Source organism: Sinomonas gamaensis, from assembly GCF_005876955.1.
GTDB classification, from domain to species: Bacteria; Actinomycetota; Actinomycetes; order Actinomycetales; family Micrococcaceae; genus Sinomonas; species Sinomonas gamaensis.
On record NZ_SSCL01000002.1, the window covers coordinates 339,441 to 363,973 of the forward strand.

Here is a 24,533-nt window from a genome sequence, read left to right on the forward strand (position 1 = left end):
ACTCCTCTCGCAACATTGCCATCTTTGCCGCGCTCCAAGACCGTTGCTAGTTAGGGAAGCCTAAGCTGGCTTGCGTTGAGCGCGCACAGGCTCACGGCGCCAGCACCATCCTAGTGCGGACGGAGCGAGGAGGAACCGGCCGCTTAGGAAAGGGCCGCAGCTGGCTCAGCTGCCGGGCCGCAGCAGCGCGACAGTCTCTACGTGGTGCGTCTGCGGGTACAGATCGAACGCTCGCAGCCACTCCAGCGTCCACCCGCCATCGCGGAACCAGCCGAGATCGCGGGCGAAGGAGGCAGGATCGCAGGCCACGTAGGCGATGGCGCGCGGGGCGAGGTCGACAAGACCGCGCACGACCTCGCGCCCCGCCCCGGCGCGGGGAGGGTCGAGGACGACGGCGTCGAAGCGAGTCCCAGCATGACGCCGCAGCACCCGCTCGACTCGCCCTTGGACGACGTCGACCTGCGGCTGCCGCTTGAAGGTCCGCCGCGCGTCGCGGCTGGTGCCGGGGGCTCCCTCGACCGAGAGCACGGCGCCCGAGGGACCGACGGCCGCGGCCAGGGGAGCCGTGAACAGGCCGGCCCCAGCGTAGAGGTCGGCTGCCACCGAGCCCTTCAAGAGCACGGGCTCGACCGCCTCAAGCGCCGCGCGCATGAGGGTTTCAGCGGCACGGCGGTGGATCTGCCAGAACCCCTCGCCCGTCACGGTGTAGTGGAAGCCCTCGACCTCCTCTGTGACCGAGCCGCGCCCTCGGAGTGTCAGGGGCGCTCCGCCCTCGGGTCCCACCGCACTCACCGAAGCGCGCGGATCCACGGCCTCGACGAGCCTGGCCAAACGCGAAGAGTCCACGCCGTCCTGCAGCGTGAAGATGACAAGGGGCGCACCGCCGGCGGCCGGAGCGGCCACCTCCACCCGCTCGACGCCGGAGAGGTCCGCGTCCCACAGGCCGAGGTCCTCGATCTCCTCGACGGCGAGTGGCATGTCCCAGATCGGCACCACGGTGTCGGAGCGGTGGGCATGCATCGCGAGCCGCCCCTCGCCGTCGACCGCAAAGCTGCAGCGCGTCCGCCAGTGCAGCCCGTCGCCGGGAGAACTCCCGCCGTAGACGGGCACCGGCTCGACGACGACGTCGAGCTCCACATGCGCAAGCCGCGAGAGCTGCTCACGCACCACGGCGGCCTTGAGCCGGCGCTGCTCGGAGAGCTCGATGTGCCCGAACTCCGCCCCGCCCACCGGAAGAGTCCCGGCGGCATAGGCAGAGGGCGAGTCCGCCGGGGCCCAGACATGCGGACGCCGAGAGGGCGCCGGTTCGAGGACCTCGACGACGTCCGCCCGCCAGAACTTCTTGCCCTCCTCCGCATCCGTGAGCTGCACACGGACGAGCTCTCCGGGAATGCCATGGCGGACGAAGACGACGCGCCCTTCGTGCCTCGCCACGGTGTGTCCCCCGTGGGCGATGGGCCCGAGCCGGAGCTCGAGCAAGGTCGGGGAGTCGCTCACAGTTCCTGCAGCCTCCTCGACGCCTCTGAAGACTTGAGCTGCCACGGCACGCTCGCCACCATCACGCCCGGTTCGAAGTGCAGCCGCGCCTTGATGCGCAATGCCGTCTGGTTGTGGACCAGCTGCTCCCACCATTTGCCCACCACGTACTCGGGGATGTAGACGACGATGAGATCGCGCGGCGACTCGCGCCGCATGCTGTCGATGTACTCCAGCAGCGGCGTGACCGTCTCACGGTAGGGGCTGGCCAGGACGGTCAGGGGAACTGGAATATTGAGCTTCTCCCAGTCCGCAATCGTCTGGGCGGTCTCCTCCGGGCTGATGTCGACCGTCACCGCGTCGAGCCGGGAAGGCCGTGACGCTCGGGCGTACGCGAGGGCGCGGAGCACGGGCTTGCGCACGTGTGAGACGAGGAGGACGGCGTGCACGCGGCTCGGCAGCGCGCGGGCCGAGGCGTCGTCGCCGACCGCGAGCTCGCGGGCCACGCTGACGTAATGCGCCCGGATGCTCCACATGATGAGGAACAGGACGAACATCGCCAGCAGCGCGATCCACGCGCCATGCTCGAACTTCGTGATGAGGACGATCACCAGGACCGTGGCCGTCATGCCGAAGCCAATCGAGTTGACCACCCGGGACCGCTGCATCCTCTGGCGCACACTGCGGTCCTTGACGCGCTTGAGCTCCCTGGTCCAGTGGCGGATCATCCCGAACTGGCTCGCAGTGAACGAGACGAACACTCCGACGATGTAGAGCTGGATGAGTCGGGTCACGTCGGCGTTGAAGGCGACGATGAGCACGAGCGCGCCGGCCGCGAGGAGGATCACACCGTTGCTGAAGGCGAGGCGGTCGCCGCGGGTACGCAGCTGACGCGGAAGGAACCCGTCTTGGGCCAAGATGGACGCGAGAATGGGGAAGCCGTTGAACGCGGTATTCGACGCGAACACCAGGATGACGCCGGTTGCGGCCACCACGATGTAGAACGCAACGCTTCCGTTGCCGAACACGGCATCGGCGATCTGCCCGATGGCCGGCGTCTGGACGTAGTCGGACGGCAGCGGCGCGCCGCCCACCCGGAGCTCGCCCGCGGGGTCCTGGACGATGTGGACGTGGGTCGCGTTGGCGAGGAAGAGGATCCCGGCGAGCATGCTCGCCGCAACGACGCCGAGCAGCAGCAGCGTCCTGGCCGCATTGGCGCTCTTCGGCGGCCGGAAATTGGGGACGCCGTTGCTGATTGCCTCGACGCCCGTGAGCGCGGCAGCGCCGGATGAGAAGGCGCGGAGCAGGAGGAAGGCCCCGGCGAGCCCCACGAGCCCCTGATCGAATTCACTCGACGGGACGATCTCGAAGCCAGCGCTCACGGCAGGCCGGAGGCTCCCCGTGAGGAACTGGAACAGGCCGATGAGCGTCATGCCGATGATCGAGGCCATGAAGATGTAGGTCGGCGCGGCGAACACTGTTCCCGCTTCCTTCACGCCTCGCAGATTGACGAGGGCCAGGATGAGGACGCCGACCACGGCGATCGACGCCTGGTCGCCCTCGAGGGACGGAACAGCCGTCGTGAGGTAGTTCGCTGCGGAGGACATCGACACGGCGACGGTGAGCACGTAGTCGACAAGGAGCGCCGATGCTACGGTGAGGCCGGCGAACCGGCCGAGGTTCGTCGTCGCGATCTCGTAGTCGCCGCCGCCCGAAGGGTAGGCGTGGACGTTCTGGCGGTAGGAGGCTACGACGGTGAGCAGGACGAGCATCACGGCAATGCCCACCCACGGCGAGAGGGCGACGGCGCTCACCCCGGCGAGGGCGAGGGTCAGCAGGATCTCGTCAGGCGCATAGGCCACCGAAGAGAGCGCGTCGGAGGCGAAAATGGGAAGTGCGATCCGCTTCGGGAGGAGCGTGTGGCTCATCCTGTCGTTGCGGAAGGGCCGCCCCACGAGCACCCGTTTCACCGCGTTGAATATCTGCAGCACGAAGACACGGTATGCGCTGGGCGCGGCAAGTCATAGTCGCGCGCAGCTGAGAGGCTGTGGATTCGGTAGATTGAACCTGTGGCTCATTACGTCATCATGGGATGCGGGCGCGTCGGCGTGACCCTCGCCCACACACTCGAGGACTCGGGCCATTCGGTGGCCATCATCGACCAGGACGACCGCGCCTTCCGTCGTCTCCGGCGCACTTTCGGCGGCCGGAAGGTCACGGGCATCGGCTTCGACCGTGACACCATGCGCCAGGCCGGGATCGAAGAGGCCTATGCCTTCGCCGCAGTGTCCAGCGGCGACAACTCCAATATCCTCGCCACGCGCGTAGCACGCGAGACGTTCCACGTGCCGCACGTCGTGGCCCGCATCTATGACCCCGGCCGTGCGGAGATCTACCAGCGGCTCGGCATCCCCACGGTGGCTGCGGTGCGCTGGAGCGCCGACCAGGTCCTGCGGCGGATCCTGCCCGAGGCCGGAATCGCGGGAGACTTCCGCGACGCTTCCGGCAGGCTCGTGCTGACGGAAGTCGACCTCGATGCCGGGTGGCTCGGCGAGCCGATCACGTCGATCGAGAAGGCAGCTCCGGTCAGAGTGGCATATCTCACGCGTTTCGGAGAGGGAATTGTCCCTGCCCCGAGCACGAGCTATCAGGAAGGCGACACCGTCCACGTCATGATGCGGCTCGAAGACTCCTCGGAAGTCAGCCGCATCCTGACGGCGCCGCCGGTGAAGGAGGGGCTGTGAAGGTCATCATCGCGGGCGCGGGCAGCGTCGGCTCATCGATCGCGCGGGAACTCCTCGCCCACCGCCACGATGTGCTGCTCATCGACCCCAAGCCCGAGGTCATCGGCCGCAGCGGACTCCGAGGCGCGAAGTGGCTCGTTGGAGACGCGTGTGAGATTTCGACGCTCAAGGAAGCCCGTGTCGACGAGGCCGACGTCGTGGTATCCGCAACGGGAGACGACAAGGTGAACCTGGTCGTCTCCCTCCTGGCCAAGACCGAATTCGGGGTGGGCCGCACGGTCGGCCGCGTGAACAATCCCAAGAACGACTGGATGTTCGACGGCTCGTGGGGTGTCGACGTGGCCGTCAACACGCCGCGCCTCATGACCGCGCTCGTCGAGGAGGCCGTCGAGATCGGCGACGTCGTGCGCCTTCTGACCCTGCAGACCGGCGTCGCGTCCCTCGTCGAGTTCACCGTCCCGCAGCACTCGGAGCTGATCGGCCGGACGGTCGGGCAGGTCGAGTGGCCTGCCGACGCCGCACTCGTGGCAATTTTGCGGGACCAGTCGCCGATCGCGCCGAGCATCGACGACGTCATCGAGCACCGCGACGAGCTGTTCTTCGTCACAACCCTTCCCGCCGAGGACGAGCTGCGAGACCTGCTGGCCCCGGGCAATGGACAGGAGTCCGAGGAGCTGCCCACAGATGAGAACGAGGACGACCTGTTCGACGGGTGATCCGAAGGCTCGAGCGCTCCGCGCGGCCTAGCGTTCCGCGGCTGAGACGGCTGGCCGCGTGACAAGCCACGCGAGCCAGAGGCCGAGCGCATAGAGCGGCACCCCCAGGATGAGCCGCATGGTTCCGAGGGCCACGAGCCCCGGATCGCCCATGAGGTAGAGGGGAACCTCGACGACGAGCCGCAGGGCGAGGACGGCGACCATGATCCATGTGCCGATCCGATACTGCCGAGACCGCTGGGCGTCCTGGCGCCAGTGGACACCCTCGCTGCGGAGGAATCCGAACACGACGCCCATGAGCGGCCATCGGACTGCGATCGAGATGACGAGAGCCAGGATGTACACGGCGTTCGTGAGGAACCCCGAGACGTAGAAGTTCTCTGCCTTCCCTGTGAAGAGCGCGAGGGCGGCCGAGACCGCGATTCCGACAACGCCTGCGAACGCTTGAGTCAACGGAGTCCGCGTCACAAGGCGCGCGACAACGAAGACCGCCGCGACCACGAGGGAGAAGACGGTCGAGAGCACGAGGTCCCGCAGGACCGTGAAGGCGACGAGGAAGACAACGCCCGGAACCACGCTCTCGAGGACTCCCCTGACGCCGCCGGCGCTCTTGAGGACGTCGATTCGGCCGTCGTCGTGCCGGTGGACCCCTGCCTTCGCAGCGTAGGCCGCCGCCAGCTCGGCGGCGGTCGGCTCTTCGCGGGGCTGTCCCTCGGTGCCCATTCAGTCCTCCTTGGCCAGGATCTCGTACCGTGGGTTGTAGATGGTCGGCTCACCGTGGGGTGTCGAGAGCATTCCCGAGAAGCGGAGGGGAGTCCCCGCTTCGATGCCGCGGATCCGCCTGCGACCGAGCCAGAACAGGCGGATAGCCGGCCCCCGGCCGGGGCGTTCAGCGTCCGGGGACTCGATCATCGCGCTGAAGCTCGGTGGCTGGCTTGGCGGCACAAACGTCACCGACCGGATGACTCCTTCGCCCTGGACCACGCCGCGGTCGGGGATCCGGGAGAAGTCGAGCGATGTGCCCCGATCAGCCAAGATGTGTGATCTCCGGCCCTCGCTCGGGGGCCGCGAGTCCGGGGTCGGCCCCCTGCTCGGGCTGGGCCTGATCGACCGGCAGACGCAGCGGCAGCAGCTCGCTCGGAGGCAGCGGAGCCTCTCCGCGGTCAACGACGACGGAGCGGAAGAGCTCCTTGAGCTCCTCGGCTGCGGCTGGATCGGTCACGGCGTTGCCCGACATGACACCGCGGAGGAACCACCGAGGTCCGTCCACGCCCATGAAGTGCGCCACCCTGTAGCCGCGGCGCCCATCCGCCGTGGAAGTCGGGAGCTTGGCGATCAGCTCGGGACCGAAGCTGCCCTCCACCTCTTCTACCGTGCCGCCCTGGCTCGCCACAGACTGGGCGATCTGGGCGCGGATCTCCCCCCAGAGCCCTTCGGTCCGGGGAGCGGCGAAGGCTTGAACTTGGAGGCTTGAGCCGTTGAGGTCCATGGTGACCGCCACCACGCGGCGCGTTGCCTCTTCGACTTCGAGCCGGATCTGCAGGCCCTCCACGGGCCGGATGAGCAGTGCCCCCAGGTCGACGTAGCCGACCGTCGTGTCCTTCTCGCTCGCGTCGAAGGGCCCGGTGGACGACCTCCCGTAGCCGCTCTTGTCCGGCTCCTGGACTCGCTCGGGCGTGCCGAGCACCGAGGGATCCTCAGCCGTCAGCTTGGCGTTCTTGCCACGTCCGAACAGCACGTCAACAACTCCTTCAGTCAGCCGTCCGGGGCGTGCGCTCAGCGGTCCCCGGCCGTGCAGGCGCTAGTGCGCCCCGAATCCCCCGGTGGAGCCGAAGCCGCCGGTCCCCCGCGCCGACTCGGAAAGCGAGGCGACGGGGACGAAGCGCGCGTACTCGACGCGCTGGATCACCATCTGGGCAATTCTATCGCCGCGGCGAAGCGTAAGTGCCTCGTGCCGGTCCGTGTTCAGCAGGGTCACCGCAATCTCGCCGCGGTAGCCCGCGTCCACGGTGCCGGGCGCATTGACCACCGTGAGTCCGTGTCGCGTGGCGAGGCCGGACCGGGGGTGGATGAGGGCCACGAATCCGAACGGGAGGGCGATGCTCACTCCGGTTGGTACGAGCCGCCGCTCGCCGGGCTCCAGCGTGACATCGATCCGCGAGCAGAGATCGGCGCCCGCGTCGCCGGGGTGGGCGTACGACGGCGGCGGGAGGCCGTCATCGAGCATCACCACTTCGACGTCGAGGCTGGGCTGCCAGGCGAGGGCGAGCCCTGGAGCTTCCGCTGCGGCTTCTAGCGCTGCGGCGTCTGATGAGGAGGTTGTGGCGTCTGAGGTCACCCCACCACTCTATAAGCTGGAGCCATGCCTGAATCGCCCTCCACCGGTCCGCTGCCCCGTGACACCACGGCCGCCGTCTACAACGAGAAGCTGTGGCCGGCCGTGTGGGTCTGGATCGTCGTGGTCGGCATCTCCGGTGCGTGCATCCTTGTGCTCGCCCCCATCAGCATCGCGGCCGGCATCATCGGTGCGATCATCGTCTTCCTCGTCCTGGTCGGAGCCTTGATCGCCACCACGCCCGCCGTCGTCGTCACCCCGCGGGAACTGCGCGCCGGCCGCGCGGTGCTGCCGCGCGAATTCATCGCCTCCGCCGAGCCGTTCACCGGTGACGAGGCCACCGCCGAACGCGGGACACGCTTGGACGGGCGCGCCTATCTCTGCCTGCGCGGCTGGATCTCCCCCGTGGTTCGGATCGAGCTCGACGACCCGGACGATCCGACGCCGTACTGGCTCGTTTCAACACGACGGCCAGCGCAGCTGGTTGCCGCGCTGGCCGAAGGGCGCTGAACGGGACTGCATCAGCAGTCCCCGATCAGCCCTCGCACTCCTTGCAGTAGTAGAGCCCGTTCTTCTCACGGGCAATCTGCGACCGGTGGCGCACGAGGAAGCAGGACGCACACGTGAATTCGTCTGCCTGAGCAGGCAGGACGCGTACGAGCAGCTCCTCGCCGGAGAGGTCAGCGCCGGGCAGCTCATAGCTGTCCGCGGCCTCAGCCTCATCCTCGTCCACCGAGGCGGACTGCTTGTCCGTGCGCCGCGTCTTCAGCTCCTCGATGGAATCCTCGTTGAGCTCTTCTTCATTCTTGCGCGGCGCATCGTAATCGGTCGCCATAGTTATTCGTTCACGCTCCGGTTAGTCACATCAGTCACGTGGACACTCCACGTGGTCCACTCTCTAACGCACTCGGCCCCCATTTTGTGCCCAGTGACGGGGAGATTGTTCCCGATCGGGCGCGGAATTGCCACTCGGGACGCCAGAAGTCGCGGCACACCGAGGGATTGCCCGGAAATCCGGGCTCGAGGATGGCACAGTTCTCGGAGGACTAGGCAAAGCTGGAGGCTTCAATGCGGGAGCAACCGCAGGACAATCTGCAGGACCTTCGCCTCGTCGGCGTGCACGACGACGGGCAGCATCTTCTGCTGAGCGCCAACTCGGGCGAGCTCTTCCGCCTTCGCCTCGACGAAGCCCTGCGCCGCGCAGTCGCCCGTCCGGCTCCCCAACGCCCCATGCTCAGCGACGGCGCCACGATGTCGCCACGCCAGATCCAGGCAGAGATCCGGGCCGGCGCGACTGCCGAGAGCATCGCCGAATCCTCCGGCATCCCCTTGGACCGCGTCCGCCGCTACGAATCACCCGTCCTCGCGGAACGAGAGCACATCGCCCGGCTGGCCCAGGCCGCCGAGATCGGGCCGCCGCCGCCCACCCATTCCGCCTTCGCCGCCGAATTCGGGACAGGCCCTGCCCGCCTCGGAGACATGGTCTCCCACCGTCTCGCCGTCCACGGGATCGATCCGTCGACCGTCGAATGGGACTCGTGGCGGCGCCGAGACGGCATGTGGACCGTGGTCGCGCGGTTCACGCTCCCGGAGGGCGCTCCGGCGTCGATCGGCGAGGAGCCGCCGGCCATGTGGACCTTCAACCCGGTGAGGCGCGGCGTGACGAACGCCAACCGCTGGGCCCAGCAGCTCAGCGAGCTCGAACCGCTCGACGGCCCCATCTCCCCACGCCGGCTCTCCGTGGTGGACAGGCCGTTCGACGTCGAGGCGGCCCCTGAGCCCCTTCCCGAGCCTCGCGACGCGGAGTCCGAACTCCTCGACATGCTCCGGGCGCGCCGAGGCCAGCGCCTGGGTGTGGACGAGAACGGGGACGACGCGCTTGCGCTGCTCCTGACCCAAGGGATTCCTGCTGCCCATCCGCGCCCGGCCGAGACGCCGGCCGAACGCCAACGGCAGGGCGAGGAGCGGGACTCGGAGCCGCAGCGGCAGAGGCGGCTCGAGCCGGTGCGCGACGCGGCGTCTTCGAGGTTTCCGGACCCCACACTGAATGACGACGGCCCGGGCCGCGAGGACAGTCACCTGCGGCTTGCGCCGGGGCTGGGGTCTGCGACGCGGGAGATTACTATCGTCCCGCGGCCGACGCCGCAGCCGGCTGCCCCGACTGAGGATCGGTCCGGGGTCACGCCACGCGAGGATGCCGAGAAGCCGACCCCGCCTACCGCCCCCGACGAGGCGCCTTCGGAGGCAGTGCAGCCAGATGTGGCGGACGGATCCAAGGCTGAGCAAGAGCGACCCTCACTCGGTGCCCCCGAGCCCACGCGGCGTTCGTCGCGGCCCAAGCGATCGTCGATTCCGAGCTGGGACGAGATCGTCTTCGGCACGAAGAGCGAGTAGCCTCACTCCTCGAACGGCAGCAGCTGGTCCTCCTCGTGGAGGATGTTCGCAAGGGCTGCGGTGCGCCTCTCCCGATAGTGGCGACGGCAGAGCGTCTCATACCCGATCTCGGGCGCCGGGAGGCGTTCGGTGCGGACATCGGCGACGAGGACCTGGGCGCCTTCGACGACCATCCGGCCATCCAGCGTGCGGGCATTGTGCGTGGCCCGTCGCCCGCACCAGCAGAGGGTCTCAACCTGCAGGAGCTGGATCCTGTCGGCAAGCTCGACGAGCCGCTGAGACCCCGGGAACAGCTCCGTGCGGAAGTCGGTGAGGATCCCGAAGGCGTAGACGTCAGCGCCGAGTTCGTCCACAACGCGGGCGAGTTCGTCGATCTGCGCCGGGAGGTAGAACTGCGCCTCGTCGCACACGAGATAGTCGACCTCGTGCCCTGTCGTCCTGAGCCGGACGACCTCGTCCCAGAAGCTGGTCTCCGTCGTGACCTCGGTTGCTTCGACCCTGAGGCCGAGGCGACTGGTGATCAGGGCTTCCCCGGCACGGTCGTCCTTGGTGAAGAGGACTCCGTGCCTCCCACCTGCCCGATGGTTGTAGTCCATCTGGAGCGCGAGCGTGGACTTCCCACTGTCCATCGTCCCCGTGAAGAAGACCAGCTCAGCCACGCCGCCGCCGTTTGGACTGTGTACGGCCGGTGGCGCGGAAGACCAAGAGGGGCACCTGCCGTTCGGCCTTGGTGAGCGATCCGTGCTGGCCCACCATCGAGAAGGCCGTGGGTCGGACGCGCCGACCGTCGTAGAGGGCGAGGTCGCCGTGAACGGCGATGAGCACGTCCCCGATCCGTTCGAGGACTTCCGGACGCACCTCTCCGAAGAGTCCGCGTCCGACGGCTTGGGCTTTGGTCATGACCCAGGCCTGGGTCCCGAAATGGTCCCGCCACGTCTCCATGAGGCGCTGAACGCCCGCCTCGTCCGCCGGGTCTTCGACATGGAGGTGGACCATGCGCGGCTCCCCCGCCGTGTGCCGAACGCCGTCGACCAGCTCTGCGTCGGCGCCGAAGTCCACGCGACGGTGCTCGGGGACATCGACCATGCCGTGGTCGCCGGTCACCACGATCAGCGTGTTCGCCGGGAGCTGGCTGTCGAGGCGACGAATGCACGCGTCCACTTCCTCGAGGGCTTCTTCCCATGCGGCGGAGTCACACCCGGAGAGGTGCCCCGCCTTGTCGAGCTCGTTGAGGTAGAAGTAGAGGAGCATGCGGGGCGTCGCGGCGAGCGCCTCGGCAGCCGCCGTCGTCCGCGCGTGAAGAGTCTCCGCGCCGACGAAGCTCCCGCCGCCCAAGGCGGCCCGGGTCATGGCAGAGCCCTCGAACTGCGGCAGGCTGACGGTTGCGACCGGGATGGCCTCGGCGATCCGCTCGAAGACGGTGGGGAACGGCTGCCAGCGCCGGGGGTCGACGTCCGGATCCCAACCGCCCAGCTGATTGACCACCCTCCCCAGATGCGGGGCCAGGACGTCATATCCGACCATCCCGTGCTGCCCGGGGGGCAGGCCTGTGCCGAAGCTCGCGAGCGAGGCCGCGGTCGTGGTGGGGAAAGCGGCATCGAGGGTGGTCGGGATGTTCCCTTGGCCGGTCTGGAGCTTCTCCCGCAGGAACGGGGTGTGGGCGGTGCGCTGGCTCAGAAGCGTCCGGCCCAGCCCGTCGACCATGACTACGCAGACGCGGGGCGACGGCGGAAGGCCCAGGACGTTCTCGAAACCCGACCCACCCAAGGCGGCCGCGCAGCTGGGCAGGACCTCGGCGATGCTGCGACGCCCGTAGGCGGGAGCAGCCGGAAGGGACTCGGTTTCGGCCGAGACGGGCGATCCCGTCACTCGCGGCTCCCGTGACCACGCGAGGGGCGACCGCCGAAGCCGGCGAGGCGAGGCCGCGTCGGAGAGGCGGTGCGCTCGGACACGCTCTGAGTGCGGAGCGGGCTTGCGGCGTTCGCCGCGCGGAGGCGGCGCGCGAAATGCTTGGCCCGAGTCACGGCCTCGGGGCCGTCGGCGTCCGAGCTGATCCGCAGCACAATGTCCTCCTGCGCGATGGTCCCCGTGTAGCCGTGGTCCGCTTCGCAGTTCGGGTCGCCGCACGAGGCGGGCAGGACGTCGATTCGCTGGCCTCCGGACCAGGCGATCGAGAGCGTGACCTCGCGGACCGGATCGCCAGGGGTGTAGCCGGCCGGTTCGGTGAAGACGTAGCTGAGGACGACTGTTGCGATCTGGGCGAGCGGCACGGACTCCGTCGAGACCTGGGCGGTCGTGCGCTGAGGATCGCCGTCGAGCGGGGCTTCGTCGACGTGCGTGATGACGAGCAGCTCGTCGGTGAGTGCCAGGACCGTGATGTGGCGGCGCACCTCGGCGCGTTCGAAATGGGTCTCCAGATGGACGAGGTGCGCCAGTGGAGCGGACCCGTCGAGGGCGTCGTCGACGACATCGGCGACAAGCCGTGGGTAGAAGCCGGTGCGCTCGAGGTCGGCGCTCAGGGGCGTGTGGCTCATAGATCCATTCTCCCAGACGTGTCGGGCGCCTATTGCTCGGACATCGCCCTGCGGGCGCTGTCGGTGCGATGCGCCGCGTTGCCGAGCCAGACGTCGGCCTGCAGGACCGTGAGGCCCTTCTCGCTCACGACGACGGGCTTGAGCTCGAGCACGGACACTTCGGGGTGGCGGTCCTTGAGAAGCGAGACCCGGCCCACGAGGTTCTCGAGGGCATCGACGTCGAGGGGTGGGAGCCCTTCGTAGCCGAAGAGCTTTTCGGCCGCGCGCGGGGTCCGCACCAAGTCGGCCACGTCCTGGAGGGTAAGCGGTGGAGCGCGGTGGGCCCAGTCGTCGAGCAAGGCCACCGCGTCGCCCGCGAGCCCGAACGAGATGACGGGACCGAGAAGGGGATCCTCGATCGCCCGCACCACGCACGCCTGGCCCAAGGGGGCCATGCGCTGAACCTCGAGCCTCGGCAGGCCGCCGGGACCCACGGCGAGCTCGCCGTACCCCTTGAGCGACTGCTCCATGACCTCGACAGCCGTTCGGAGGGACGCCTCGTCCCTGATGTCCAGCCGGACCGTGCCGAGGTCGAGCCGGTGGCGCAGGCTCGCCGACGTCGATTTGAGGGCCACGGGCCATCCGAGGTCGCGCGCCGCTGCGACGGCCTCATCCGCGGTGGCGACCGGTCGGGCAGGGAGCACCGGGATCCCGTAGTGCCCAAGCAGTTCGGCGGACTGCGCTGCGCCGAGCCGCTTGAGCTCGGCTCCGGCGAGCCCGGCGAGCGCCGCATCGATGAGCGCGTCCGCGGCGTCGTCGTCGTACTCCGCCTCGAACGGCTCGCTCGCCTCCCGCGCAAGCCAGTCGCCATAGCGCGCGACGGCGGCCAGCGCGGCCACCGCCGCGCCCGCACTCGTGAAGGCGGCCACCGGAGGGAGGGCGAAGCCCTCGCTTCCGCGATCGGGGATCATGCCCTCCGCACGCTCCGGGTGCACGAGAATCCCGGTGAATGCCGCCACAACGGGTGCCGAGCGCTGCGCCGAGCAGTCCGCAAGCACCTCGGCGATGGCCTCTGGTCGCACGCCCGCCGTGGGCACGAGCGCCACGACGACGGCGTCCGCGACACCCGAATCGATGAGGTCGAGCAGGCGTGAGCGCAACGCCGGCAGCGCGATGGAGGGGCCGGACAGATCGAGGTCGGGCATCGTCTCGGTGACGGTTAGCCCCTGGCCCTCCGCTCCGTCGGCCACAACGCGGGCGAGCGAGAGGGCGTTCGACATGACGGCGACCCGTGAGCCCTGAGGGAGGGGGCCGGAGACAATCTGGGCGACGTCGACGAGCTCCTCGAGCGTCGAGACACGGATGACCCCGGCCTGCCGGAGCATGGCGTCGAGGGCCTCGGGGGGGGCTTGCGACGTCCGGACGGCGTGCCCGGGAGGGAGCCGAACCCCGAGGATGTCGCTTTTGGCGACGATCACGGGTTTGCTGCGGGCGAGGCGGCGGGCGATCCTGGAGAACTTGCGGGGGTTGCCGAACGATTCGAGGTAGAGGGCAACTGCGCTGGTGGCCACGTCGTCCTCCCAGTACTGCATGAGGTCGTTGCCCGAGACGTCCGCTCGGTTGCCTGCGGAGACGAGGGACGAGAAGCCGAGGTGCCGACGGTGGGCGGCGGCGTAGAGTGCGATGCCGATCGCTGACGACTGGCTGAAGAGCCCGAGGCTCCCCTGCCGCGGCATCGACGGCGCCATCGAGGCATTGAGCCGGACGTCGGGGTCAGTGTTGGCGATGCCGAGCGAGCCCGGGCCCACCAGGCGCATGCCATGCGCCCGTGCGTGCCGCACGAGCTCGCGCTGGCGGGCGAGGCCCCGTTCGCCGTCCTCCGCGAAGCCCGATGAGGCCACCACCACGCCCTTGACCCCCGCGGCAGCGCACTCCGCCACGACACCCGCGACGTCGTCATACGGGACGGCGACGATGGCGAGGTCGATCGGGTCCGGAATCTCGCCCACGCTCGAGTATGTGAGCATGCCTCCCAGCTCGAGGGCCTCCTGATTCACGGCGCAGACTCGGCCCTCGAAGCCGCCTTCAACCACGTGGGCGAGCAGCTGGTGGCCGATCGAACCCCATCGGCGGCTCGCCCCGATAACCGCCACCGAGCGGGGCGCGAGGAGCCCTTGCACCGATCGGGCCTCGGCGCGGTGCTCCCGCGACTCCATGACGGCGCGCGACTTCTCCGTCGGATCGATTTCGAACTCCACGCTCACGACCCCGTCGTCGAAGCGCCGGTCGAGGGCGTAGCCGGCCTCCGCGAAGACTGCGAGCATCTTGCGGTTCTCTGGAAGGACCTCGGCGGTGAAGCGCCGGATCCCGCGCTCCCGTGCTGCCGCCGCGAGGTGTTCGAGCAGGATCGAGCCGATCCCGCGGCCCTGATGGCGGTCGGAGATGTTGAAGGCCACCTCGGCCTCGGCAGGGTCCGTCAGGCGGTCATAGCGGCCGACGCCGATGATCTCGTCCCCGATCGTGATGACGAAGGCGACTCTGCTGGAGTAGTCGACCTCCGTGAAGCGCTTGAGCTCGGCGTCGGTGAGCTTCGCCTTGTAGCTGAAGAAGCGCAGATAGATCGAGTTCTCGGACTGGCCCACGTGAAACGCCTGCAGCGCGGCCGCATCCGACGGCCGGATGGGCCTGAGGTGGGCGGTTCCGCCGTCACGGAGGACGACATCGGCCTCCCAGTGCTGGGGATATGCGCTGGCCGTGCCGGGATCCACCATAGGCTTAGGGTAGTTCAGGCCCATTCCCCCCACGTAAGGACTCAGCAAGCGTTGGCACGTCGCTCCAGCCCGTCCGGGAAGTCCTCCGATCTCCTTCCCCTCGGCGAGACCCTGGCCGAGAACATCACGGATATCGACGTCGCCTCGGAGATGGAGACGTCCTTCCTCGAGTACGCGTACTCGGTGATCTACTCGCGCGCGCTTCCCGACGCCAGGGACGGTCTCAAGCCGGTCCAGCGACGCATCCTCTACATGATGAGCGACATGGGGCTGCGGCCCGATCGCGGCCACGTCAAGAGCGCGCGCGTGGTGGGCGAGGTCATGGGCAAGCTCCACCCGCACGGCGACGCCGCCATCTACGACGCCATGGTGCGCATGGCCCAGGACTTCGCGCTGCGCCTGCCCCTCATCGACGGTCACGGGAATTTCGGCTCGCTCGACGACGGCCCGGCGGCGCCCCGCTACACCGAGGCCCGGATGGCCGCTGCGGCACTGGCCCTCACGGATGATCTCGACGAGGACGTCGTCGACTTCGTCCCGAACTACGACAACCAGATCATGCAGCCCGAGGTTCTGCCGGCGGCGTTCCCGAACCTCCTGGTGAACGGCGCCTCGGGCATCGCGGTCGGCATGGCCACCAACATGGCGCCCCACAACCTCGTCGAGGTCGTCGCAGCAGCGCAGCTCGTCATCGCGAACCCCGAGGCGACGCTGGAGGACGTCATGGAGCTGGTCCCTGGCCCGGACCTCCCCTCAGGTGGCCGGATCGTAGGACTCGATGGCATCCGCGACGCCTACCGCACGGGCCGCGGTTCCTTCCGCACCCGGGCAACAGTCGCCGTCGAACAGCTCTCAGCGCGCCGCACGGGCCTTGTGGTCACCGAACTCCCCTACATGGTGGGGCCCGAGAAGGTGATCGAGAAGATCAAGGACGCGGTCGGCTCGAAGAAGCTGCAGGGCATCAGCGACGTCATCGACCTCACGGACCGCAACCACGGCCTGCGGCTCGTCATCGAGCTCAAGAACGGCTTCAACCCCCACGCGGTCCTCGAGCAGCTCTACCGCTACACCCCGCTCGAGGACTCGTTCGGCATCAACAACGTCGCGCTCGTGGACGGTCAGCCGCAGACTCTCGGCCTCCTCGATCTCCTGCGTGTCTACGCCAACCACCGGCTCTCCGTGGTGCGCCGCAGGACGGCCTTCCGTCTCGGCAAGCGCAAGGACAGGCTCCACCTCGTCGAGGGACTCCTCGTTGCGATCATGGACATCGACGAGGTCATCCAGATCATCCGCACGTCGGATGAGGCCGCGGCCGCCCGCCAACGGCTCATGGCGGTCTACGACCTGAGCGAGATCCAGGCCAACTACATCCTGGAGCTGCGGCTGCGTCAGCTCACCAAGTACTCGCGGATCGAACTCGAGAAGGAACAGGACGAGCTGCGCCGCGAGATTGCCGAGCTCGAGGCGATTCTGGGCTCCGACCGGCTGCTTCGCGAGCTCGTGTCCCGCGAACTCGGCGACGTCGCCACCAAGTACGGCACCCCACGCCGAACCCTCCTGCTCGAATCGGAGCAGCAGGCGCCGGCGGCTGCCAAGGCCCTCGCGGCCGCGACGGACAATGGGAAGAAGGCCTCTGCCAAGGCGCCGGCGCTTGCCCTCGAAATCGCAGACGACCCGTGCTGGGCTATCCTCTCCGCGTCGGGCATCATGGCTCGCACGGCGAACGCCGATCCGCTCGTCGAGGACGGACCGCGAACGCGCCACGACGTCTTCCGATCGGTCGTGCCCACGACCGCGCGAGGCGAGCTTGGAGCCGTGACGTCGGCCGGGCGCATGATCAGGCTCCAGGCCGTCGATCTGCCCGCCCTCGCTCCCGCCGCGGGCCTTCCGAATCTCGCAGGCGGCGTGCCGGCGAAGGACTTCGTCACGCTCGAGAAGGGCGAGACGATCGTGGCCCTCGTTCCGCTGGACACGATCGTGGCCCTCGGGACCGAGCAGGGAGTCGTCAAGCGGGTGAGCCCCGACTACCCGCTCAACCGGGAGGATTGGGAGGCCATCACCCTCAAGCCGGGTGACCGCGTGATTGGCGCCGCTGCGGCATCCGACGACGATTCGCTCGTGTTCATCTCAGAGCAGGCACAGCTGCTCCACTACCCGGCCTCGACAGTGCGCCCGCAAGGGCGGCTGGCCGGCGGGATGGCCGGGATCAAGCTCGGGGACGGTGACCGGGCCCTCCACTTCGGCGTCGTCAAGTCCGGGGACGAGGCCGCCGTCGTGGTCACGATCGCGGGAAGCCGCAATGCGCTGCCGGGCACGGCGCCGGGAACAGCCAAGCTGACGCCCTTCGCGGAGTACCCCGCGAAGGGACGCGCCACAGGCGGCGTCCGCGCCCACCGCTATCTCAAGGGCGAAGACGTCCTCTTGGTGGCCTGGGCGGGCCATGGCCCCGCCAAGGCCTCCTCGAGCGCGGGCGTGGCTCGGTCGCTGCCGAACGAGCCGGGCCGCCGCGACGGCTCAGGCGTCCCCCTGTCGCAGGCAGTGGAAGAGGTCGGTCCGAGCTTCGGCTGACGGGCGACGCTCGGACCGACCTCCGGGATTCACACCTTGGCGATCGGGCCCGACGCCACCGGTTCTTCTCCCAACACCTCGGCCTCGAGCGCGGTCGCCTCGAGGTCCACGCCCTCATCCTCGGCGGCTGCGATTGCGGCGGGATGGTCGAGCGGGAGCTGGACGGCCAAGCCGTCCTCGGCCACGGCGACAGGCACCTCGGCGAGGGGCATGTGGTCCAGGTCGATGAGAGGGTCCTCATCCTGATGCTCGACGACGGCGCGCGCCTCCGCGTCCGATTCGACGCTGGGCATGGAGCCGGGGAGCGGACGGCGCGCTGACTCCTGCAGGAAGAACACGGCGGTCCCCCCGATGACTGAGGTTCCCATGAGGTAATAGGCGGGCATCATGTCATCGCCGGTCGCGTGAATGAGCGCGTCCACGATGAACGGGGTCGTCCCACCGAAGATCGCCACGGCGAAGTTGTAGGCGATGCCCATGGCCCCGTAGCGGTTCGCCGTCGGGAACTGGGCCGGAAGGGCGGAGGCGAGGTTGGCCACGTAGAACGTGACCGGGAACGCGATCATCGCGAGACCGCCAAGCGTGGCCGGGATGCTGCCGACGCCGATCAGCATGAAGGCCGGGATCGAGAGGACGATCGTGCTGGCCGCGCCGATCCACAGTACTGGTCGCCGGCCGATCCGGTCGGAGAGTCGGCCGGTGAGCGGGATGCAGAGGCTCATGACCACGAGCACCGGGATCGTCAGGAGCGTGCCGTGGACTTCGTCGTAGCCCTTCGACGCGGTGAGGTAGGTCGGCATGTAGGAGGTCAGGGCGTATCCGACGGTGTTCGCTGCGGCGACGAGCACCATCGCCACGAGGATGGGCCGCCAGTACAGCTTGAGGATCCCCAGAGGCCCCTTGGGTGCCGCCTCGTCGTTCGCGGCAAGCTCGTCAGTGGAGTTCTGCTGCGCGTCGAGCGCCGCCTGAAAGGTAGGGCTCTCCTCGATCCGGAGCCGGAAGTAGATGGCGATGGCGCCGAGCGGACCGGCCGCGAGGAAGGGGATGCGCCAGCCGTAGTCGCCCATAGCCGCCTGTCCGAGCGCCATCTGGAGGACAGAGACCAGCGCGGCGCCGATGGCGAAGCCGAGGTAGCTGCCCATGTCGAGGAAGCTCGCGAAGAACCCCCGTCGGCGATCGGCGGCGTACTCACTCACGAAGGTGGTGGCCCCCGCATACTCGCCACCGGTGGAGAACCCCTGCGCCAGCTTGACCGCCACGAGGAGGACGGCGGCCCAGATCCCGATTTGGGCGTACCCCGGCAGGAGTCCCAAGGCGAAGGTGGAGGCGGCCATCGTGATGAGAGTGGCAGCGAGAACACGCTGGCGCCCGATCTTGTCACCAAGCCAGCCGAAGAACACGCCGCCTGCCGGACGCGCAACGAATGTCGCTGCGAAGGTGCCCAGGAGGAACAGAGTCTGCACCGACGGATCGGCGTCGGGCAGGAACACCGGGCCCATTGTGGTGATGAGGTAGCCGAAGACGCCCACGTCGAACCACTCCATGGTGTTGCCGACGATCGTGCCGCCGATGGCTCGCCGGAGCATCGAGCGGTCCACGACATTCACGTCGTCCACCCGCAGGCGCCGCTTTCGGAAAGCGATACGGCGGCGGGGCGCGGTCTGCTCTGCTTGCTCTCCGGCGAAATGGCTGAGGTCTCTCGGCATTCTCACTTCTCTCGGTGTCTCGGCGAGTCGTTGTGCTGTGACTTCCCCGCTCTCGCGGGCAGCCACTAACTCTAGTTTCGGAAAGCGAGAGATTGCTCTTGGATGATGCGCGGCCCAGATGGCCTGAATCACACTCGGCGAGGACGCAATCAGCTCTTCACAAGGAAAGACGCGGAAAGTCCACTCCAGGTCAACGTTATTTATTTGTTACATCTGGGGCTTTGAAGCAGGCATGGGGCCAGTCGTTCTCCCGGACTAGACTCCCGGACATGGCGATCACCCCGGACACCAAGGACTGGACATGGGTTCTCGGGCGACGATGCCCGGAATGCGGCTTCGAAGCGGACAGCCTCACCCCTCAGGACGTCGCCCGGCGGCTGGATACCGCGCTGCCCCGATGGGACGCCGCCCTGCAGCGGGACAATGTGCTCGAGCGCCCGGATTCCTCGACGTGGTCGCCCCTTGAATACGGCTACCACGTCCGGGACGTCTTCGAGGTATTCCGGCATCGCCTCGAACTCATGCTGACGGAAGATGACGCGCGATTCGAGGACTGGGACCAGGATGCCGCCGCCCTCGAAAAGAGCTATGCAGACGCTGATCCCGTCATCGTGCGCTCCGAACTCGCCACTCAGGGAGCTCTCATCCGCGACGCCTTCGCAGCCGTTCCCGAACGCGCCTACGGACGCAAGGGCCTTCGCAGCAACGGCTCGGAGTTCACGGTGGTCACCCTGGCCCAGTACTTCCTGCACGACGTGGAGCACCACCTCCACGACGTGAACGGCTAGCTCCTAGCCCACGAGTTCAGGTTGCAGCGCATCCAGGCGCAGCAGCACATCACCCTCCCGGAGCTCGGATGCCCGGTGGGTCACCATGACGACCGTGCGATCGGCGAGCGCGGAGTGCAGCCCAGTGATGAGTTGTTGCGCGGCCTCGGGGTCGAGGTGCGCCGTCGGTTCGTCGAGGAGGACGACGGCGGCATCCGCCACGAGCGCGCGGGCGACGGCAAGGCGTTGGCGCTGCCCGCCTGAAAGCTGGGCACCGCGGCTGCCGATCCGGGCGTCCAACCCGCCGGGGAGCGCCTTGACGTGGTCCCCCAGGCCAACGCGATCGAGGACCTCCCAGAGCTCCTCGTCGTCCGGTGCGTCGTCGCGCTCCCTCGCCACGGCCAGATTCCCTCTCACCGTCGAGTCGAAGAGATGGGATTCCTGGGGGCACCAGGCCAAGCTGCCGCGGGCGGAGATGCGGCCTCCCCGTGGTGGGATGAATCCGAGCAGGGCCGCCAGGAGCGTTGACTTCCCGCTTCCGGATGGGCCGGCGACCACGAGCCACTCCCCGGGAGCTGCCGAGGCGGAGAGGTCGCGGAAAACGGAGGGGTGCCCCGGCCAGCCCGCCGCGAGCGACTCCACGGTCAGGCCCGGGGTGGCTTGAGGCGCCGGCGCAGACGGCTCACGGTGGGCCCCCTGTGCTTCGTGTCGGGCGAGGTCCGCACGGGAGAGGGCAGCGCGGGAGAGGGCAGCGCGGGAGAGGGCCGCACGGAGCGCAGGGATGCGCTGGACGGCGACGCTCGCGGCGGCGAAGGGCTCGGCGAGGGCGAGCTGCAGGAGCAGGACGGCGGCCGCGATGCTCGCCGGCGTGCCCTCGGCGGCGGCGGCGAGTGTCGCTACGGCGGCGAGTCCGGTGGCGGCGATGACGATGGCGCGTCCGAGCCCTTCCGCCGCCACGCCGCGCCGTTCGAGCGCAGTGAGCCGCCGGTCGTCCGCCGTGACCGAGCCGAGGACCCGTCCTGCGAGCCGGTTGGCGGCCAGGTCGGGGGCCGCGGCGAGGATCTGCCCGATGCGCTGAATGAGGAAACCGCGAGCCTTCTGGGCGTCCCGGGCCGATCGGCGGTCCGCCCACGCGGCGGCCAGCGGGGCGACCGCAACCGAGGCGATCACGGCAAGTCCGAAGACGGGCAGCTGTGCGGGCAGGAGGACTGCGACGGCCGCGAATGATGCAGTTCCGAGAAGGAGCGCGGTCGCCAGGGGCTGGACGATCCGCGGGAGCTCGTCGCGGACCGCCTCCGCGTCCCCGACGAGACTCTCGAGGGCCGCGCCCGGGACGAGCAGGCGCCGGGCGCTCAGGCCGCGGGAGGCGAGGTCCTGCCAGAGCCAATCCCGCAGGCGGGTGAGCGTCGCGAAGACCGCCGCGTGCGTGGACAGTCGCTCGGCGTACCGCAGCGCCGCGCGGGCGATGCCGAAGAAGCGCACTCCGACGATTGCGGCCAGCAGGTAGAGGATGGGCGGCTGCTCGGCTGCGCGCACGATGAGCCAACCCGACAGGCCCGCAAGGGCCGCCGCGGCGGCGGCGGAACCGAGTCCAGCGAGCGCCGCGAGGAGGTAGCGCGGCAGGTCGGGACGGACGAGGGCCCATAGGGCCCGCACCCACGGTCCCCCGTCGTGCCCGGTGCCGTCCGCAGAAGCGCTCTCGCGCGGCGGAACCGCGCCTGCGATAGCGTCCACAGGCGCGCCGAACCGCTGGGCGGGGGCGCAGAGGTCGTGAGCGGGAGCGAGCTGGACCCGAGTGTGGGCGAGGGCTGCGGTTTCGGGGTCGTGCGCCACCAGCAGGACTGTCGCCCGTCCGCGCAGGCCGGCGATCGCGGTCTCGACAGCGGCTGCCGACTGGGCGTCGAGATGCGCGGTCGGCTCGTCGAGCAGGAGCAGGGTCGCGCCGGCGGCCACGCGGAGGAGCCCGCGGGCGACGGCGATGCGCCGCTGCTGCCCGGGGCTCAGTTCGGCTGGGTTCGCCTCGGCGAGGTCGCCGCAGAGAACCGCGTCCAGGGCGTCACTAACGGAAGCGGATACCAGTCCGGCAGGCATCCCGTCGGCAGACAGCGTGAGTTCTGCGCGGACGGTCGGCTCGGTGAACTGAGGGTGCTGCGGGACGTAGGCGACGCGTTGGGGCGCCGCACCGGCGGCCACCCCGGCCACGCTGGCGCCGGCTCCGTCGCGCAGCAGGCCAGCGACTACGTGGAGCACGGTGGTCTTGCCAGCTCCGCTCGGCCCCTCGAGAAGAGTGATCTCCCCGTTCGGTGCCGTGAACGCCAAGCCGTCCAGCACGGGGCTCGGGCGCCCCGCGTACCGCACGGTGAGTCCCGCAATCCGGAGGTCCACGGGCCGGGCGAGGTCACCGACGTCGTCGGAGGAAAGCCGGCGGCCGCGCGGACGGGCGATCTCCTCCTCAGCGCGCCGGAGGGCCTCTGCCCCATCCTGGCTCGCGTGGTGTGCGGTTCCGAGGTCGCGCAAGGGCTGGAAGCACTCGGGCGCGAGGACGAGGGCCAGGATGCCGGCCTCGAGCGGCATCTCTCCGTGGACGAGTCGAACGCCGATGAACACGGCCACGACCGCGACCGAGATCGTCGAGAGGAACTCGAGCGCGAGCGAGGACATGAAGGCGACGCGCAGCGTGCCCATCGTCCGCTTGGAGAATTCCTCGGACAGCGCCCGGAGGGCGCGGCGCTGCTCGGCGGCCCGGCCCAGGCCCACAAGGACAGGCAGGCCCTGGGCGAGTTCCACCAAGTGCGCACCGAGGCGGGCGAGCGCCCGCTGCGCCGCAGAGACGCGATCCTCGGTGTGCTTGCCGATGAGGATCATGAAGACGGGCACGAGGGGCAGCGTGAGCGCGATGATGACGGCGCTCACCCAGTCCGCACCGAGAATGCGGGCACCGACGATGAGCGGAACGGCGCAGCATTGGACCAGTGCAGGAAGGTAGGCGGTGTAGAACGAGTCGAGTGCATCCAGCCCGCGCACGGCGAGCACCGCGGTCCCGGCGGCCGACGACGCGATCCGGTTGTCGCCGTCGTCCTTGTTGTCGCCGTCGTCCTTGTTGTCGCCGCCGTCCCCTTCCGTCGGCGCGGCGTTGCCGCCGCGCTCGAGAGCGGCCTGGACGAGGCGGGCCCGCAGCTCCTCCCGCACGCCGAGGGCGGCCCAGCGCCCGGTTTGAAGGGCGGCCCACTCCCCCAGGGCGCGGAGCAGGACGCCGAAGGCGGCCATGGCCGCCGGCCAGTCGCCGCCATGCCCGGCAAAGGCACCCGCCAGCCCGGAGGCGACGCCCTGCGCCACGAGGACGAGGGCAACGGCCTTGATGACTGCGAGGATCGTCAGGAACACGAGGGCGGTGCGGGTCGTCCGGCCCGAGGGGATGCTGGGGCGCATGGAGCTAGGCCTCTTTCGCGGGCGCCCGCTCGGCCCCGTGGGATCCAGTGACAAGCCGCGTCAGGAAGGCAGGGACCACGTTGTGGGCTGTGGGGATGCTGCCGACGGTGATGCGCCTCCGGAAGACCCAGTAGGTCCAGCTCTGGTACGCGAGGACGAGCGGGAGGCCGATGAGGGCGACGACCGTCATGAGGCCCAGGGTGTAGGACGAGGATGAGGCCGTCCCGACCGTCAGGCTGTTGGCTGGGTCGAGGGTGGACGGCAGCACCACGGGGTAGACAGCGCTGAAGATCCCCGCCGCCCCCGAGGAGAGGAAGGCGGCCATGAGGAGGAAGGCCCTCCCCTCGGAACCGCGGCGGGCGAGCTGCCACAAGACGAGCGCGGCCAGGGCTGCGAGAGCAGTGAGGGTCCAGCTCCACCACTTGCCGTTCCGCAGCTGGATGTCAACGGCCCAGACGACGAGCGGCAGGATTCCCAGCGGCATCCAGCGGCGGAAGGCGCGGTGGGCCCTGACCCGCACGTCGCCGTCGGTCTTCAGGGCGAGGAAGGCGAGGGCGTGGACGAGCGCGAACCCGACGACGGCGAGGCCGCCGAGCACGGCGTACCAGGTGAACCAGGCGAACGGGCCGCCCACGCGGTCGCCGTTCGCGTCCAGCGGCAGTCCAGTGGTAGTGAGCGCGAGCATCGCGCCGACGCAGAATGCCGCGAGGAAGGAGCCTAGGCCGATCGCCCAGTCCCATGCCGCCGTCCAGCGGGCGGAGGCGATCTTGCCGCGGTACTCGAAGGCGACGGCGCGGAAGATGAGCGCGACGAGCGCGAGCGTGAGCGGAAGGTACAGGCCGGAGAACAGGGAGGCGTACCACCGCGGGAACGCGGCGAAGGTCGCCCCGCCGGCAGTGAGGAGCCAGACCTCGTTGCCGTCCCAGACCGGCCCGACGGTGTTCAGCAGCACGCGCCGCTCGGCCTCGTCGCGGGCGAACAGCTTCATGAGCATGCCGACCCCGAGGTCGAAGCCCTCGAGGAAGAGGTAGCCGATCCAGAGGACGGCAACGGCGCAGAACCACACAGTCGGCAGTGGCGTGGACAGAGCAGTGGGCAGGGTCTCCATCAGTGC

20 protein-coding genes are annotated in these 24,533 nt (G+C 69.2%); 6 read left to right on the forward strand and 14 right to left on the reverse strand.

Annotated elements, in window-relative coordinates:
• Positions 1–165 precede the first annotated feature (165 nt).
• Both E5679_RS04105 and E5679_RS04110 read right to left on the reverse strand, forming a co-directional pair.
• Entirely contained in the window at positions 166–1,497 is a 1,332-nt protein-coding gene (locus E5679_RS04105; protein ID WP_138413799.1) for a class I SAM-dependent RNA methyltransferase, read from the reverse strand.
• Positions 1,494–3,467 carry an APC family permease gene (locus E5679_RS04110; RefSeq protein WP_249335940.1) on the reverse strand — a complete coding sequence of 658 codons (1,974 nt, stop codon included), beginning with the start codon at positions 3,465–3,467 and terminating at the stop codon, positions 1,494–1,496. The genes E5679_RS04105 and E5679_RS04110 overlap by 4 nt, the downstream gene beginning before the upstream one ends.
• Positions 3,468–3,545: 78 nt before the next feature.
• Here E5679_RS04110 and E5679_RS04115 point away from each other — a divergent pair, with 78 nt between their 5' ends.
• The gene (locus tag E5679_RS04115; RefSeq protein ID WP_138413800.1) at positions 3,546–4,220 is read left to right on the forward strand and encodes a potassium channel family protein; all 675 of its coding nucleotides are present in this window, start codon (positions 3,546–3,548) and stop codon (positions 4,218–4,220) included.
• Positions 4,217–4,936 carry a potassium channel family protein gene (locus tag E5679_RS04120; protein WP_138413801.1) on the forward strand — a complete coding sequence of 240 codons (720 nt, stop codon included), beginning with the start codon at positions 4,217–4,219 and terminating at the stop codon, positions 4,934–4,936. The genes E5679_RS04115 and E5679_RS04120 overlap by 4 nt, the downstream gene beginning before the upstream one ends.
• 27 nt (positions 4,937–4,963) lie before the next feature.
• Here E5679_RS04120 and E5679_RS04125 read toward each other — a convergent pair whose 3' ends face one another.
• The 4 genes from E5679_RS04125 to dut form a co-directional block, all read right to left on the reverse strand.
• Positions 4,964–5,659, reverse strand: coding sequence for a DUF3159 domain-containing protein (locus tag E5679_RS04125; RefSeq protein ID WP_138413802.1), 696 nt, complete (start codon positions 5,657–5,659; stop codon positions 4,964–4,966).
• Positions 5,660–5,971 (reverse strand): single stranded DNA-binding domain-containing protein, encoded by a 312-nt coding sequence (locus E5679_RS04130; protein WP_249335941.1) that lies wholly within the window; start codon positions 5,969–5,971, stop codon positions 5,660–5,662. It lies immediately after the preceding gene.
• Positions 5,964–6,674 carry a DUF3710 domain-containing protein gene (locus tag E5679_RS04135; protein ID WP_138413803.1) on the reverse strand — a complete coding sequence of 237 codons (711 nt, stop codon included), beginning with the start codon at positions 6,672–6,674 and terminating at the stop codon, positions 5,964–5,966. Before E5679_RS04135 ends, E5679_RS04130 begins: the two co-directional genes overlap by 8 nt.
• A 63-nt stretch (positions 6,675–6,737) precedes the next feature.
• Complete coding sequence (dut, locus tag E5679_RS04140; protein WP_138413804.1) at positions 6,738–7,274, reverse strand: dUTP diphosphatase; 537 nt, start codon at positions 7,272–7,274, stop codon at positions 6,738–6,740.
• Between the two features lie 24 nt (positions 7,275–7,298).
• On the opposite strand from dut, the gene E5679_RS04145 reads away from it, so the two are divergent.
• Positions 7,299–7,781, forward strand: coding sequence for a DUF3093 domain-containing protein (locus tag E5679_RS04145; protein WP_138413805.1), 483 nt, complete (start codon positions 7,299–7,301; stop codon positions 7,779–7,781).
• 25 nt (positions 7,782–7,806) lie between these two features.
• Here the strand turns inward: E5679_RS04145 and E5679_RS04150 are convergent, their stop codons facing one another.
• Positions 7,807–8,106, reverse strand: coding sequence for a DUF4193 domain-containing protein (locus E5679_RS04150; protein ID WP_043122976.1), 300 nt, complete (start codon positions 8,104–8,106; stop codon positions 7,807–7,809).
• Positions 8,107–8,339: 233 nt separating this feature from the next.
• Here E5679_RS04150 and sepH point away from each other — a divergent pair, with 233 nt between their 5' ends.
• The gene (gene sepH / locus E5679_RS04155) at positions 8,340–9,665 is read left to right on the forward strand and encodes a septation protein SepH (protein ID WP_249335942.1); all 1,326 of its coding nucleotides are present in this window, start codon (positions 8,340–8,342) and stop codon (positions 9,663–9,665) included.
• A 2-nt stretch (positions 9,666–9,667) separates the two neighbouring features.
• Here sepH and E5679_RS04160 read toward each other — a convergent pair whose 3' ends face one another.
• The 4 genes from E5679_RS04160 to E5679_RS04175 are packed head-to-tail and all read right to left on the reverse strand — an operon-like array spanning position 9,668 to position 14,949.
• Positions 9,668–10,324 carry a thymidine kinase gene (locus E5679_RS04160; RefSeq protein ID WP_138413806.1) on the reverse strand — a complete coding sequence of 219 codons (657 nt, stop codon included), beginning with the start codon at positions 10,322–10,324 and terminating at the stop codon, positions 9,668–9,670.
• Entirely contained in the window at positions 10,317–11,534 is a 1,218-nt protein-coding gene (locus tag E5679_RS04165; protein ID WP_249335943.1) for an alkaline phosphatase family protein, read from the reverse strand. The genes E5679_RS04160 and E5679_RS04165 overlap by 8 nt, the downstream gene beginning before the upstream one ends.
• Complete coding sequence (locus E5679_RS04170) at positions 11,531–12,289, reverse strand: DUF5998 family protein (protein WP_420821042.1); 759 nt, start codon at positions 12,287–12,289, stop codon at positions 11,531–11,533. Before E5679_RS04170 ends, E5679_RS04165 begins: the two co-directional genes overlap by 4 nt.
• A complete protein-coding gene (locus E5679_RS04175; RefSeq protein WP_138413807.1) occupies positions 12,229–14,949 on the reverse strand; it encodes a bifunctional acetate--CoA ligase family protein/GNAT family N-acetyltransferase in 2,721 nt (906 codons plus the stop codon). Before E5679_RS04175 ends, E5679_RS04170 begins: the two co-directional genes overlap by 61 nt.
• Before the next feature lie 51 nt (positions 14,950–15,000).
• Here E5679_RS04175 and E5679_RS04180 point away from each other — a divergent pair, with 51 nt between their 5' ends.
• Positions 15,001–17,517, forward strand: coding sequence for a DNA gyrase/topoisomerase IV subunit A (locus E5679_RS04180; protein WP_420821036.1), 2,517 nt, complete (start codon positions 15,001–15,003; stop codon positions 17,515–17,517).
• Between the two features lie 29 nt (positions 17,518–17,546).
• Here E5679_RS04180 and E5679_RS04185 read toward each other — a convergent pair whose 3' ends face one another.
• Positions 17,547–19,223: an MFS transporter gene (locus E5679_RS04185; RefSeq protein WP_138413808.1), complete on the reverse strand. Its 1,677-nt coding sequence runs from the start codon at positions 19,221–19,223 to the stop codon at positions 17,547–17,549.
• 269 nt (positions 19,224–19,492) lie between these two features.
• Between E5679_RS04185 and E5679_RS04190 the strand changes: the two genes are divergently transcribed.
• Positions 19,493–20,011, forward strand: coding sequence for a DinB family protein (locus E5679_RS04190; RefSeq protein ID WP_138413809.1), 519 nt, complete (start codon positions 19,493–19,495; stop codon positions 20,009–20,011).
• 3 nt (positions 20,012–20,014) lie between these two features.
• On the opposite strand, the gene cydD is transcribed toward E5679_RS04190, so the two are convergent.
• Together cydD and cydB are read right to left on the reverse strand one after the other, a co-directional pair.
• Positions 20,015–23,419 carry a thiol reductant ABC exporter subunit CydD gene (gene cydD, locus E5679_RS04195; RefSeq protein ID WP_138413810.1) on the reverse strand — a complete coding sequence of 1,135 codons (3,405 nt, stop codon included), beginning with the start codon at positions 23,417–23,419 and terminating at the stop codon, positions 20,015–20,017.
• Between the two features lie 4 nt (positions 23,420–23,423).
• Positions 23,424–24,527, reverse strand: a complete 1,104-nt coding sequence (cydB, locus tag E5679_RS04200; protein WP_138413811.1) for a cytochrome d ubiquinol oxidase subunit II — start codon at positions 24,525–24,527, stop codon at positions 23,424–23,426.
• Positions 24,528–24,533 lie beyond the last annotated feature (6 nt).